This is a genomic window from uncultured Aliivibrio sp. (assembly GCF_946479765.1).
Lineage (GTDB): Bacteria > Pseudomonadota > Gammaproteobacteria > Enterobacterales > Vibrionaceae > Aliivibrio.
In genome coordinates, this window is the sequence record NZ_CAMLHO010000031.1 from 15,264 (window position 1) to 30,079 (window position 14,816).

Annotated in this window: 10 protein-coding genes; all 10 read right to left on the reverse strand. The window is 40.5% G+C overall.

Features of this window, described 5'->3' with window-relative positions; genetic code table 11:
- Positions 1-66: 66 nt before the first annotated feature.
- The 10 genes from Q1K78_RS12185 to Q1K78_RS12230 all read right to left on the reverse strand — a co-directional run bounded on the left by Q1K78_RS12185 (position 67) and on the right by Q1K78_RS12230 (position 14,401).
- Positions 67-1,479: a phosphoglucomutase/phosphomannomutase family protein gene (locus tag Q1K78_RS12185; protein WP_300178990.1), complete on the reverse strand. Its 1,413-nt coding sequence runs from the start codon at positions 1,477-1,479 to the stop codon at positions 67-69.
- 68 nt (positions 1,480-1,547) lie between these two features.
- Positions 1,548-3,953: a N,N'-diacetylchitobiose phosphorylase gene (locus Q1K78_RS12190; RefSeq protein ID WP_300178993.1), complete on the reverse strand. Its 2,406-nt coding sequence runs from the start codon at positions 3,951-3,953 to the stop codon at positions 1,548-1,550.
- 38 nt (positions 3,954-3,991) lie between these two features.
- Positions 3,992-5,893, reverse strand: coding sequence for a family 20 glycosylhydrolase (locus tag Q1K78_RS12195; RefSeq protein ID WP_300179045.1), 1,902 nt, complete (start codon positions 5,891-5,893; stop codon positions 3,992-3,994).
- A gap of 22 nt (positions 5,894-5,915) precedes the next feature.
- Positions 5,916-6,791, reverse strand: a complete 876-nt coding sequence (locus tag Q1K78_RS12200; protein ID WP_300178996.1) for an N-acetylglucosamine kinase — start codon at positions 6,789-6,791, stop codon at positions 5,916-5,918.
- A 5-nt stretch (positions 6,792-6,796) separates the two neighbouring features.
- Entirely contained in the window at positions 6,797-8,512 is a 1,716-nt protein-coding gene (locus Q1K78_RS12205; protein WP_300178999.1) for a glycoside hydrolase family 9 protein, read from the reverse strand.
- A 51-nt stretch (positions 8,513-8,563) separates the two neighbouring features.
- A complete protein-coding gene (locus tag Q1K78_RS12210; protein WP_300179002.1) occupies positions 8,564-9,559 on the reverse strand; it encodes an ABC transporter ATP-binding protein in 996 nt (331 codons plus the stop codon).
- A gap of 22 nt (positions 9,560-9,581) precedes the next feature.
- Positions 9,582-10,565 carry an ABC transporter ATP-binding protein gene (locus tag Q1K78_RS12215; protein WP_300179003.1) on the reverse strand — a complete coding sequence of 328 codons (984 nt, stop codon included), beginning with the start codon at positions 10,563-10,565 and terminating at the stop codon, positions 9,582-9,584.
- A 1-nt stretch (position 10,566) separates the two neighbouring features.
- Positions 10,567-11,592, reverse strand: coding sequence for an ABC transporter permease (locus Q1K78_RS12220; protein ID WP_300179006.1), 1,026 nt, complete (start codon positions 11,590-11,592; stop codon positions 10,567-10,569).
- A 2-nt stretch (positions 11,593-11,594) separates the two neighbouring features.
- On the reverse strand, positions 11,595-12,581 hold the full coding sequence (locus tag Q1K78_RS12225) for an ABC transporter permease (RefSeq protein WP_300179009.1): 987 nt from the start codon (positions 12,579-12,581) through the stop codon (positions 11,595-11,597).
- A 146-nt stretch (positions 12,582-12,727) separates the two neighbouring features.
- Positions 12,728-14,401, reverse strand: coding sequence for an ABC transporter substrate-binding protein (locus tag Q1K78_RS12230; protein ID WP_300179012.1), 1,674 nt, complete (start codon positions 14,399-14,401; stop codon positions 12,728-12,730).
- Positions 14,402-14,816 lie beyond the last annotated feature (415 nt).

A 14,816-nucleotide genomic window follows, 5' to 3' on the forward strand; every position in this document is an offset into this window, starting at 1 on the left:
AATCGACTCAAGTATTAGCTGGGTTAAGTCTTTAGAGACGTATTTTTATTTAAAATACGCAGGAAACTAAAGAGAAAGGAAAGCTTTCATTTCATTCAATACTTTTTCTGCTGTTAGTTGGTCTTCCATTTCAGCAAAAATTCTTAGCAATGGTTCTGTTCCTGAGAATCGAGCAATTACCCAACCACCATTTTTGAAATAAACTTTAGCGCCATCGTCATAGCTGACTTTTTCAATTTCATGTTCAAATTCTGGTAGTTGTTTTTCAATATAAATTTTATTGTACAGTGCTTCTTTTTCACTTGCTTTGAATGTGCAGTCGCCTTCGGCAGTATAGGCATAACCATATTTAGCATAAATTTCATCAAGCATTTCAGAGAGTTTTTTACCAGTAACACTGATCATTTCAACTAATAAGCTTGAAGCGAATACGCCATCTTTTCCTTTAATGTGTCCACGAATAGTTAAACCACCCGAACTTTCACCACCAAGTAAAGAATCATCCGCTTCCATTTGTGAACTAATATGCTTAAAGCCTACTGGAACCTCAAAGCTCTTTTCTCCGTGATCAGCTGCAACTTTGTCTAGTAAGTGTGTGGTTGCGATATTACGTACGATAGAGCCTTTCCAGCCTTTGTACTCAAGAAGATAATAATAAAGCAGTAATAACACTTCATTTGGATGAATAAAGTGACCTTTTTCATCAATGATACCTAAGCGGTCAGCATCACCATCAGTACCGATACCAATATCGTAACCATCATGAGCGACTAAGTGCTTTAAGCGATAAAGTGTGGCTGCATTTGGGGATGGCATAAGGCCACCAAAAGAAGGGTTTTCGCTATCATTGATCACATCAACATCACAACGAGCACTGATTAATACGGTTTGTAAGGCATTTTTTGCTACGCCAAACATAGGATCAATTAGTACACGTAAGTTGGCTTTTTTAATTGAATCCATATCAATTTTATCGATGATCGAATCAACAAAATCGTTCATTGGATTGATTATTTCAATAGAACCATCATTTAGCGCCTCTTCAAAATCGACGCTACTGACATCTTGCTGTGTTAGATGGGCAACTTGTTGCTCAATTTTTTGAGTAATGATTTCATCAGCATCGCGTCCGCCTTCAATAAAGACTTTAACGCCATTGTAATCCGCTGGATTGTGAGAGGCGGTAATACAAGCTGAGTAAATACACCCCATCTCTTTGGCTTGGAACATAACAATCGGGGTTGGGACGAATCGGTCAATAAAGCTGACTTTAATGCCGTTTGCAGCGACTACTTCAGCGAACCATTTACCTGCTTTATCTGAAAGAAAGCGACGGTCATAACCAATAACAAAGCCTTTTTCTTGAGCTTGTTCATTGATCATAATATTAGATAACGCTTGAGCGACAAGACATACATTATCCTTAGTGAACTCTTCACCAATGAAAGCACGCCATCCGCCAGTACCAAATTGAATCATTGTAAATTCCTTTTAGAGTAAGGAGCTTGCTATAAGCTCCTTACTTTTATCATTTAAATTAAACGTACTTAACCCATGATTACGATAATGTCATTAACACTGCCTTCCACTTGGACTGGGACTGCGCCGTTAACTTCTTCGCCATTAATTGTGATTGATTGAACGCCTTTACTTACTGAGTTAGGGTTCTTAACTTGAATGTTGTATGTAGCACCACGCCATTGACGAGTCACTGAGAATTCAGGCCAATCTGTTGGGATACACGGATCCACTGTTAAGCCTTCAAACCCAACTCGTACCCCAAGAATAAAGTTAGTCACGGCGAAATAAGCCCAACCAGAAGTACCGGTTAACCAAGGGTGATTAGCGCGGCCGTGATCTTGATGATCTTTACCCATGATGAATTGAACGTATGAGTAAGGTTCTGCCACACGCTTTTCAATCATGTCATTTTGGTTATATGGATTTAGTGCATCGTAAAATTTCATAGCACGGTCACCACGACCTAATTTAGCTTCAGCGACCCAGGCCCATGGATTCGGGTGAGAGAAGATTGCGCCATTTTCTTTTACGCCTTGATAAACACGAGTAACAAAACCGATGTCATCATTTGGTGTTGAGAATGACGGTGAGTTTAAATGTAATCCGTATTCAGAGAATAGATTCTCATCTACCGCATCCATCGCTTTTTCGCCACGCTCTTGAGATACCGCACCAGATAAAACAGCGAGTGTGTTTGATTCAAGATGAACTCGACCTTCAGTTTGTTGTGCAGTACCAATCTTGTCACCATCTTTGGTTAGGCCACGAATGTACCAACCACCTTCTTCATCCCAAAGATGAGTTTCACACGCTTCACGTACGTTCGCTGCCATTTCAGAGTATTTAGCTACATCGGCATCATTATTTCGGAATTTAGCTAAATCTAAGAACTCTTCTAATGCCCAGAAATGTAAGAATGAAACCATTGATGATTCACCACCACCTAGGTTTAGACAGTCATTCCAATCCGCTCGTAAACCTTTACAAATGCCAGTACGGCCAACATATTCTGCTGAAAAATCTAACGCTGCTTTCATGTGTTCATAAACCGTAGCGTTACCGCCATCAGCGTATGGGATCACTTCATCAAAGAAAGAGTGTTCACCGGTTTCCATTACATATTTGATGATCGTTGGAACGATCCACAAATGGTCATCAGAACACGTATCTTCAATACCGTGGATCTTATCGTCATCCGATGGGGTTGGAACAACCGTAGGTGACTTTGATGGAACAACGTCAGCTTTTTCAGGATCAAACCAATCAGGATCAAATAAGTGTAGACCGTAACCCGCTTTCACTTGGCCGCGTAGTAAATCGACAATACGTTTACGTGTCATTTCAGGATTAGAGTGAGGAACAGATATCGCATCTTGAGCGGTATCACGGTAGCCAAGGCCTGTACGTCCGCCAACTTCAATGAATGAAGCAAAACGAGACCACACGACACAGGTTTCTGCTTGATACAGTGTCCAAGTGTTGATCATCGTATCCAAACCTTCGTTTGGTGATTTAACTTGGAATTTTTCACAACGCTCGCTCCAATGATCTTTGATCTCTTGGAATGCAGCATCAACATTTGCGACATCTTGGTATTTTTGACGTAGACGTTCACCGTTGCCTTTACCTAAACCAAGCACGTAAGCGAAACGTACTTCTTCACCCGGTTGAATAGTAAATTGCTTATGGAGAGAACCACAGTGGTTGTAACACGTTTGTGCTGAGTTAGAGCATTGACCTTTTTCAACGGCAATTGGATTGGCTTCATCACGGTATGCACCTAAGAAACTATCACGTTGACCGTCGTATGAATCTGGATCAAAAGTAGAAGCTAAGTAGTAGAAGCCTTCAAAATCATTGGTGTTATAGTAAAGATCGTATTCGATCACACCTTCATTATAAGACGTACCTGCGGAGTACAATGACATTTGGTGGTTTTGGTTGTCAGATTGAATATGGCTGAATGAGAATTCAACAAAAGAGAATGCAGAGATAACACGAGGCTTATCGCTGGTATTCTTAATTACCACATCCCACACTTCAGCATCTTCACCTTTTGGAACAAATAAGGTTTTAGTTGCTTCAATGCCGTTGTAATCACATTTGAATTTAGAGTAAGACAGGCCGTGACGAACTTCGTAGCTTGCTTCATCTAAGCTTTTTGCTACAGGCTGCCATGAGATTGACCAGTAATCGCCAGTTTCATCATCACGAAGGTATACATAGTGTCCAGGGCGATCAAATGTGCCGTTTGGACGGAATTTAGTAACACGATTATACTCTGGAGAGTTATAAAAAGAGTAACCGCCAGCATTGTGAGAAATAACCGTACAGAATTTCTCTGTGCCTAAGTAGTTAGTCCATGGTGCTGGTACGTCAGGGCGTGTGATTACATATTCACGATTGTCGTTATCAAAAAAGCCGTATTTCATTGTTCTATCCTTAACTAAAATACTAATAAATGGGTGACTTATGGTTGACGGAAATTAATACCCTGACGTGTTAGGGTTGGTAATCGTCCATTTAACCTTGATAAAAAGTCTGTCCAGTTTCTGTGTTGTTTTTGTGTCCACATACCTTCAGACATCGCTAAAAGGCGTGGGAAAATCATGTAGTCCATGCGTTCTTGGTTATTGATGATTTCACACCAAAGCGCGCATTGAATACCAAGAATTCGTTTACGAATAGGGTCGTTATCAGCAAGTTCTGCTAATGGTTCATAGTTATATGCATCTTCAAGAGGCAGCACGTTAGCCCAATCAACCCCCGGTTCTTCAGGAGCATAATCTTGTGCCATATCTAGGTAAGTAGTTTGGCCTGGCTGAAGGACGACATCAAAGCCTTGCTTTGCACAGTTAAGTGCTGCTTCTTCGCTTAACCAAGAGTAGATAACGGTATCTTTACTGACTTTGTTTCCATGTTGAGCTTCTTCCCAACCCAACATTTGTTTACCAAGTTGTTTGAGTTTATTTTCAGCATGACGTAATAAATGACCTTGCAGTTCAACTGGGTCGCTATAGCCTTGTTCTTTCATTAATGCTTGGCATTTTTGGCTATCAGTCCAGACACCTTTAGGTACTTCATCTGCACCTATGTGAATGTAAGGAGCTGGAAATAGCTCTGCAATTTCTTCAAGTACGGTATCAATAAAGGTGTAGGTTCCTTCAATTGCCGGAGATAAAACATTATCGGTGTAATGTTGAATACTGCGGTAGTTTGAATGATCGTCTTTATCAACCAATAAATGGGGTAATGCTTTAATTGCTGCACGGCAGTGGCCTGGGATATCTATTTCAGGAATAACCGTAATACCGCGAATATCGGCATAAACTATTACCTCTTTGATCTCTTCTTGTGAATAAAATCCGCCGTGTTTTTTTGCTACGTGAGTATATTGAGGTTCGATTATTTCCTCTGGCCCACGCCACGCACCAATGTCAGTTAATTCTGGAAACGCTTTAATTTCAATACGCCAGCCTTCGTCATCAGTTAGATGCCAATGGAACATATTAAACTTATACTGGGCTAATTGATTTATGAGTCTTTTCACTCTTTCAAGAGGGTGAAAATGACGGGCACAATCAAGCATCATGCCGCGGTAATGAAATCGAGGTTGGTCTTTAATCTTAGTGCATGGAATTTTCTGAGTATGCTCATTTACCAGTTGCAATAATGTGGCACAAGCATGGGTGAAACCTTCATTTGAACCGGCTTTAATTTTAATTGTGTTTTCAGTAACCGTAAGCTGATAAGCCCCTCTATCCAAGGTCGGATTGGCAATAAATAGAATTTGACCATCTGTACTCATAGGGTAGTTTTTTGATGTTATTACTTGAAGTTCTTCACTTAACCAAGTTGCAGCCCCATCCGCTAGATGAGTTTGGGTTTCGAGTGAAATATCATTTAAATCAAACAAACCATCAAGACGTTGCACTGATTCTGGTTTTGGGATTAACGATAATTCAGCAGGTGCCACTCTTGGTATTTGAGTTCGTTCAGTATGTGGTGACGCTAATACTATTGGAGATATAGAGACCTCTAAAAATTGAGGTTTTTCGCTATCGGCAATGAATATAGCAGCATCATCAAGACCATCAGAAATAAAACGAAAAGGGGCGGTTCCAATATTGAATTCTACGTAATAATGGTTATTGGCTTTTAGCATTTGATTGGCATTTGGAATGAGCTTACAGAAGCTACCGATTTGTTCCAAAGTACCTTGCGTATTACTGTGTGGAGCAATGAAGCGATCAATTGTAAAATGAAATTGCCAATGATGAAGATCCACATCGCTTAAATTGTGTAACGTTAAGCCAAAGCGGCTTAGATTGTCTTTTTCTGACAGAACAACAAGATCTACACGATAATCCATCATCTTTTTCCTTATAAAAATGCTAGAACAAGTTATGTTCAGCTTTCCCTGCCATCATGATGCCACCTTCAATAGCATCACATTGTGGTTGAACTAAATACTGGCGAATAGAAGGGGATAACCATTCAACAATGCGTTCGCCAATACTTCCCATTAACGCAATTTGTGTTGCGCCTTTTTTATTTAAAGCAGTTAAGAACATTTCTATATCGCTAGCTGTTTGTTGTAATAGCTCAATAGCAAGATCATCTCCTTTTAATGCAAGAGCGAAAATAGTTGGAGAAAACTGTCCGTAATCGCATGGACGAGCCGTTTTAGACCAATCAACAATGCTGTCGATATCATGAGTAAAATGCGCTAATACATGTTCGGTTAGAGTTGTCGTAGGTTTTATACCATCGGAAGCTAAAAGCGTACGTTGAATTAAATGAAGCCCCATAATCGCACCGCCACCTTGGTCTGATATTGGGAATTCTCGCCCTCCAACAACATGCTGTTGACCATCTTGGATGTAGATACCACAAGAACCAGTTCCTGCAATCATGATTGCTCCATTTTTGCCTTTATGAGCACCTAAACATGCGCCGTAAGCATCTGTATTTAATGTCATTGAAGCAAAAGGGTGTTTTAGTTGCATAAACTCATGCCAAGCTGATTTTTGCTCTGCACCAGCAAGGGCAAGACCAACATGCATTGTTGCAAAGTCATTTTCTGATAATTCACTTTGTGCTGCTGCTTGAGTTATTGCTGTAATGATCGAATCCATTGCGACTGCGACACCAAGTAAGATGTTGGCGCTGCCGCTTTTCGCTTCACCTAATAACTCACCTTGTGCATTGCGAATTCGAGCGCGACAAGAAGTACCACCACCATCAATTCCAACATAAAAATAGGTCATGATTATTATCCTTGCTTCGCTTGATAAGATGACTGAGTCATAATTGCTAATAAATACCATGCGCCGTGAGGGATCCATTGTTCACCCCAACGCCAGTTTTGTAGCATATCCTCACCGTGTGGCGCAGGATTGAAAGCGATATCTTCTTCATCGTCAAAACCGCCAGTAATACCGTTACAGACACCACCTTTAGCGTTAAAAAAGCCAAGGTGAGGAAGGTAATCAGGATTGTTATGACCATGGCCATCTAACATGCACATATCATAAGGATTTAACCCTAATACCCAGTTCAAATTGTTCTGAGCAAAGCTCTCTAACTTCTGTTTAATATCATTAGAAGTAATATGAGGTAAGACTAAATAACTCATACTTGCTAAAGAACCTAGGCGAGCATTCTCTCCTTGCCACCAGTAACCAGATTCATTGTCATGAGCAACAAAAAATGCACTGCGTTTCTCTGAATTAACGGGTTTGACATATTGACGAGGGTAGCCAAAAGGATTATTTACTTCAGCAGTAATGTTTATTTCAAATTCAATAGCTTGAGTAATAACGGTTAGTGCATGCGCACAACGACTATTATCAGACTCAATATCTAAATATTGCGAAAGAGCAATAACAGGAAGACCGGCTTCTGCTGCGTGGAAATAAGGACGTTCGCCATTTTGAGTTGCAGACCAGAAATTATTTTGATGTTCATCACTTTGCTGGCGAGCTGATAATTTTTCTGCCCATGAACGAGCTTCAAGTAAAAATGCGTTATCTTGAGTTGCTTTAAATAGTTCGATAACGGCAAGAAGGGCGCAATATTCATCAATAATATTTTCTTCGCCATTATTTAAATAATTAAGGTTATTCTCTTTCAGATGCCAATAGCCTTTTATCGCGGCTTCTACATAGTTTTTACTAGTAAATTCACCATCAATATCTAAGCGAGAAGCAGAAGCAAGAGCTGCAATGGCTATACCTCCACCTTGACGGAAACCGGCTTGGTAATCATCTGACTTAAGACCCTCTTGAGTCGCGTAAGCACAGAGTTCACGTTGATTAACGTCTTTACTCCACTTATCAAATACGGTCATGTAAAAGAAACCTGCCGGATTTTGCATTCGAACTAAAAAGTCAGCACCAAACAATGCCTCTTCCTTAAGGCGTGTGCGGGAGAATGCTGCAAAATCCGATAGGTTTTGAGTTAATTCAAGCCCTTTTAGCATATTCCAAACTACCATCGGAATTTGCTGAGGGTTCAAATAATTAGTGTAAGAAAGGTGACTGAAGTATTTACTTACATCACCAGACGCGTCGTACCAACCGCCATGAACATCAACGGTTTCATTACTATTTAATACAGGGGCTTTCTTATCTTGCTTGTCAAAAATGCCGCTGCAGCGTTGAGATTTAAAATAATGCAAAACATCAGAAAAGGTATTTTTTATTAATAAATCAGTACCAATAGTGAAAGGATGGGAAGTTATCTCATCAATCACTAAAGTAAATTCACCATGCTCAGTAAAATCAGAAAAATGGATTTCTGAAAAGTATCCTTGGTGCCAATTTGCCACTTGGAGTGATGAAGAAATAGAAAACTGATGTTTTACTTGCTGCGTTTGAGTACAAATGATTTTACCTAATAGCTCTTTATTAAGAGGGGTGCCAGTTAATAATACGGCTGACTTAGGGCCATTAAATTCGTAGCCAATGTGGTTTGTTAACAGTTGCATCTATTTCTCCAAAATACCAATTACTGCTGTTTGAGGTTAACTTGTATGAAATTAATTTTCGTACAAATAACAACGAACAAAATGGTTGTCTGACAGCTTTGTTACGGCAGGCATACGTTCTTTACATTTTTCTGTTACGTGAATACAACGACCTGCAAATGGGCAACCTACTGATTCTGGCGTCCAAAGAGGTATTTCCCCCTTGTTACCTTTCAGTTTGGTATGAATCGATTTGCTTGGATCTGGTACTGCTGATACTAATAGTTGAGTATATGGATGTTGAGGATCGTGAATGATCTCATCGGTGTCGCCCCATTCAACCATATGTCCGACATACATTACTGCTAGATCTTCTGCGATGTAACGAGCAGTTGCGATATCGTGAGTGATGTAAAGTAGAGACATTTCTTTTTCAAACTTCATCTCTTCCATTAGGTTTAGAACACCTGCACGGATAGATACATCAAGCATAGATGTTGGTTCATCAGCAAGAACAACCTCAGCACCTACTGCGATATTACGAGCAAGGTTGACACGTTGACGTTGACCACCTGAAAGTTGATGCGGATATTTTTCAGCGGTCTCTTTTGGTGGGATAAGCCCAACTTGTTCTAGAAGATCGTAAACACGTTCCTCTAGTTCTTTTTTATTACCCGGAGTGACTTTCTTATGAATAAGAAGTGGACGAGCAATATGGTGAAAAATATTGTGCGTTGGGTTTAAAGAGCCAAATGGGTCTTGCCATACCATTTGTACGCCTTCTCGATATTTCATGAGATCATTTTTCTTAACGATATCTTGAATATCACGGCCTTTATATTCGATGATGCCGTCTGTTGGTGCGTACATTTTTGCGATCATTTTTGCTGTGGTGGATTTACCAGAACCTGATTCACCAACAACGGAAAGACCACGACTTTTGTACATTTTGAATGATACGTCGTTGATTGCTCGCATCATTGGGTTCTTAAGTGCGTTGCTACTTACAGGGAAATCTTTAACTAGATTTTTACCTTCAATCAGTAGTTTGCCAAATGCTTTGCTCATAATTTACTCCAGAAAATCCGTTTTATGCTTTTGCTTGTGCAATTGTCTCACCGTAAAGGTGGCAATTTGACAAGTGACCAGGCTCAATCTGACGAAGCTGTGTAGGAATCGTACGACATGCTTCATGTACACGGTCACAACGAGACTGGAAGCGACAACCTTGTGGAATCTCTAATAAATTAAGAGGATTTCCTGGGATACCGGTTAATTTAGTTTTTGGTCCCGTTAACGGTGGGAATGAACTCCCCAATCCTTTCGTATATGGGTGGTAAGGCGAGGTAAGGATCTCTTTTGACGAAGCAACTTCGATCAATTCACCTGAGTACATGATCCCAATGCGATCTGAGAACTCAACCATTAATGATAAATCGTGCGTAATGAATAGAATGGAGAAACCAAACTCTTCTTTAAGCGCATAAATCTTTTGTAAAATTTCACGTTGAACAACAACATCTAGTGCCGTCGTTGGTTCATCCATGATGATCATTTTAGGGTTTAGTGCTAATGCAATTGCAATAACCAAACGCTGGCGCATTCCGCCAGAGAACTGATGAGGATAATCACTTAAACGACTAGGGTGAATATCAACTATTTCCAATAGGCCTTGAGCACGAGTAATCGCTTGTTCACGAGTCATCGTCGTATGGCGCATGATTACATCACAAAACTGCTCTTCCATCGGAAGTACAGGGTTTAATGCATTCATGGCACTTTGGAATACCATTGACATTTGACTCCAACGGAAAGCCTGCATTTGTGGATCGCTATATTTTAAGATGTCTTGGCCATCAAATATAACCTCACCACCAGTGATGAATGCTGGCGGTTTATGTAGGCGCATTAAAGAGAATGCAATGGTTGATTTACCACAACCTGATTCACCAGCCAGACCAAAGACTTCACCTTTACCAATGTCAAAACTCACATTGTTTACAGCACGCACATCACCTGATTCAGTAATGTAATCCACACACAGATTGCGGATAGAAATTTGTGGGTCAGTCATATCAATCTTCCCTGTTCCAATTTAATACGGGTTTAGCTAAATCTGGTTTACGTTCAGTCGTATCTTGAGCTGCTAATTTTTTCCAGCGTTTCATTCCTTTGTGAGAACGAAGTTGTGGGTTAGCAATTTCATCGACTGCGAAGTTAAGCATTGCAAGGCCGACAGCGAGAAGAGTCAGTGCCATACAAGGAGCTATTAGTTCCCACCAAGCGCCAATCAAGATAGATGAAGACGTTTGTACGTTGTACAGCATGATGCCCCAGCTAATCGTACTTGGGTCACCTAGACCTAAGAATGAAATAGTTGCTTCCATCATGATTGCGTACATTACCGAACCGATGAAGCTAGCACCTACGATAGAGATAAGGTTTGGAAGAATCTCAACAAAGATGATGCGCCATGATGATTCACCTAATACTTCTGCGGCTCTTACAAATTCTTTTTCACGTAGAGCTAAGGTTTGAGAGCGAATAACGCGCGCGCCCCAAGCCCAGGATGTACACCCAATTATGAGGGCTATGGTCATTGGTCCTGCTTCACCAATAAAGGCTGCAAGTACGAACAGCAATGGGTACTGAGGAATAACTAACATGATGTTCATCGCAGCCGTTAATATGTCATCAACCTTGCCACCGAAATAACCTGCAGAGATCCCGATAACTGTTGCTAAGAAACACACCACTAAGCCTGCACCAAAACCAACCGCTAGTGATACACGAGCACCATGAGCAAGTTGAGACCAAACATCACGACCCATACGAGTTGTCCCCATTACATGGTCTGCTTTTTTAGACATAAGTAATGTACGACGATCGGTTGCTAAGTTTTCAGATACCCAGCCATCAGGGTTGTTTTCAGCAGCATTTACTACAAAACTTGGGTATTCATGTGGTTTACCTGAACGTTTATCTGGAGCATGGTCGCTAAGAAACGGTGCGAACACTGCAACGAAGATAAATATGAATAAGATACCTAAACCAAATAGAGATTTAGGGTTACCAGAAAGAAGTTTAATTAAGCCTTTCATTATTATTTTCCTCCCTTGCGTAGGCGAGGGTCTAGAACAACGTATAACATGTCAGCAAGAAGGTTAAAGAACAGCATGAACAGAGTCATGATAAGTAGCTGACCTTGAAGAACTTGGTAGTCACGAGACGTAATTGCGTTAAACAATACAGAACCAAGACCTGGGTAGTTAAAGATAATTTCAACGATAAGTTGACCACCGATAGCCATACCTAAAGACATAGATAATGCAGTAACACTTGGTAGCATTGCGTTACGTGCTGCGTAGTTAAATACCACTCGGTTTTCGCTTAATCCCTTTCCTTTTGCCATGGTGATGTAATCTTCACCCAACAGGTTAATCATGTTGTTACGCATGTTAATTAAGAACCCGCCAATTTGAACGACTGACGCACAAAGTAGGGGAAGTATTGCGTGATAAGCGACATCTTTAATAAACGCCCAACTGGTCCAGTCTGGAATTGTTCCGGGAGTATATGCATATCCTGTAGGGAACCATTTTAATCCGACGGCAAAGGTAAACATGGCAAGCATGGCGATAACCACCTGTGGTACTGCTTGGATAACCAACATCCCAGGAGAAATAAAGGTGTCGTAAGCACTACCGCGTTTCCATGCTGCGAAAATACCTAAGATAGAGCCTAGAGAGAAAGATAAAATAACGGCTGTACCGGCTAAGAAAAGAGACCAACCAAATGCGCCACCTAATAGTGTATTTACACTTAATGGGTAGAATTTAATAGAAGTGCCTAATTCCCAAGTTAGAATGTTTTTGATGTAAATAAAGTATTGTTGATAGAGAGGACCATCAACAAAACCAAGTAGTTGTTTCATAGCTTCGATACGCTCAGGAGTTACCTGAGTTGTGGCATTCGCAAACATCATGACAACGGGGTCACCTGGCATTGCTCGCGGAATGATAAAGTTAATCGTTGCAGCAACGACCAACGCAATAAAATAGAACGATAAACGTCTTAGAAAAAATCCCATAACTCACACCTTACTCATCCAGATATTATTTGCCTGACCTGGAAATCAGGACGCAAAATCCCCTGACGACAAGCGCCAATCCTTTAGCTAGTAGGGAAGGGGGAGAATAGGCGGTGCACAAGAGGTACACCGCAAAGGCTTACATATTACTTAACAGGTTTTAGGTCAAGAACGTGTAGAAGACGCTCAGGAATACCAGCCCAGATATTTGGACGTCCTTGAGGGTTCTTTTCGTTCCACCAACCAGTGAAGCGTTTTGTATTATATTGGTACATGTAAGCACCAGACATAATTGGAAGCGTTACTTGATTTTCAGCAATGATCTTCTGAATACCATGAGCAATTTCGATTTGTTCGTCTTTGTCTGCTGTTTTGTAGAAGCTATCAAGTAGTGCATCTAGTTTCGCATCTTTAAAGTAATGCATTGCGAAACGAGGCATACCATCGCCTTCTTGCAGTGCTGAGTTGTATGCACTGTTCCAGTATAGATGTGGATCTGCACCGTGGAAGTAGTTGGTGTAAGCAAGGTCGTATGTGCCTTCTAGCATTGCTTGGTTGTAAACTGCAAATTCAGGAGTACGTGCTTTTGTCTTAATACCAACTTCGTCTAATTGTTCAACAGCTAGCTGTACGGTGTTGTTGAAGTCAGTCCAACCATTTGGAGATTGAATTAGAAGCTCAAATGATTTACCTGATGGAGTATCAACATAACCATCGCCATTCACATCTTTAAAACCAGCTTTAGCAAGTTGTTTTTTAGCCGCTTCAACATTGTAAGTATTAAATTTCTTATACTTATTATGAGTTGCTTCGTCAGACCATGCTTCAAATGTATAACCCATCCCAGATGCGAAATCATTCACTGTGCCGCCGCCGTAGAATGCGATATCAATGATAGTTTGACGGTCAAGAGCCATACCCATAGCGCGACGGAACTCAACGTTTGTTAATGCTTCGTTTTTAGCTGCATCTGGGTTTTTGAAGTTAACCATTAACGCCTGCGTACCTGATGGCGGGTACCAGTATTGGTGGTTAGGACTAGCTGATGCGTAAGTACGGTCGATATCCGGAATGAATGAAGATGTCCAGTCTAGTTCCGAGTTAACTACCTTACCTAACAATTGATCATTGTTTGCGATTTGAGGTACACGTAAACAGTCAACATCTAGGTTATCGTTATCCCAGTAATTAGGGTTACGACACTGAATATAAAGTTGAGGTGTAAATGTATCGATTTCAGTGAACGGACCAGTACCAACTGGGTTTTCATTAGTAAACGTTGTTGGATTTTCCACTTTTGACCAAATGTGCTCAGCAACAACTGGAACGAGTGAAATTTCGTAAGGTACGTTTGAGTTAGCTTCTGATAAAGTGAATTTAACTTGGTATTCATTTAAACGTTCAACTTTTGTAACCCACTTATTGATACCACGTTGGTCAAGTTCTGGCTTGTCCTTCAGTAGTTGATAAGAGTAGATAACATCGTCCGCAGTGAATTTTTCGCCGTCAGACCATTTAACACCTTTACGAATGTCAAAAGTAACACTCATTAGGTCATCGGACATGCGGAAGTCTTCTGCAAGACGCATTACTGGTTTATTACCGTGCATTTCATTAAAGATAACTAGCGGTTCGTAAACAAAATCTGTTGTTGTACGAAGGTTAGTTGCAAGGTACGGGTTAAAGTTTTGAATCATTGTAGGGTAGAAATCAGGTACTATTGTTAGCTCACTTCGAGCTGCTGCATCCGTAGCTGCAAAACCCGTTGTTGCTGCAAGTACTGCAGCAGCTAGTGTAGTTTTTTTAATATTGGCAAGCATAGCTGTTCCTTACTCTTTGCTTTATGTTTCACGATATATACGTCTTTATCAGTTTGATAAACACACATTAAGACCTACCTCAATTTCATTTTTAAAATTACTTTTTAAATGTTTTTTGAGTGGCCTGTAGGCCTTGGGCATGTATAGGAAACCGTTTTTCCACTAAAACGTCAATTTCCATTACCGTTAAAAACGGCAAAATTCACCATTTTGACGTTAAAAGCGTTACTTTGAATGTGCTTGTTTGTTTTGTGGTCACACTTCTCAGTGTGATCTCCCTCTCTTGTATGGCGACCTGTAAAGTGGAATGTTAGTGCTTACTTACTGTTATATTCTTTATTCGTAAAGGTTTGGTTTGATTTTAAATAGATGGTGATACTGGTCACTAGTGATCTGTGTCGTTAATTTTTTTGCT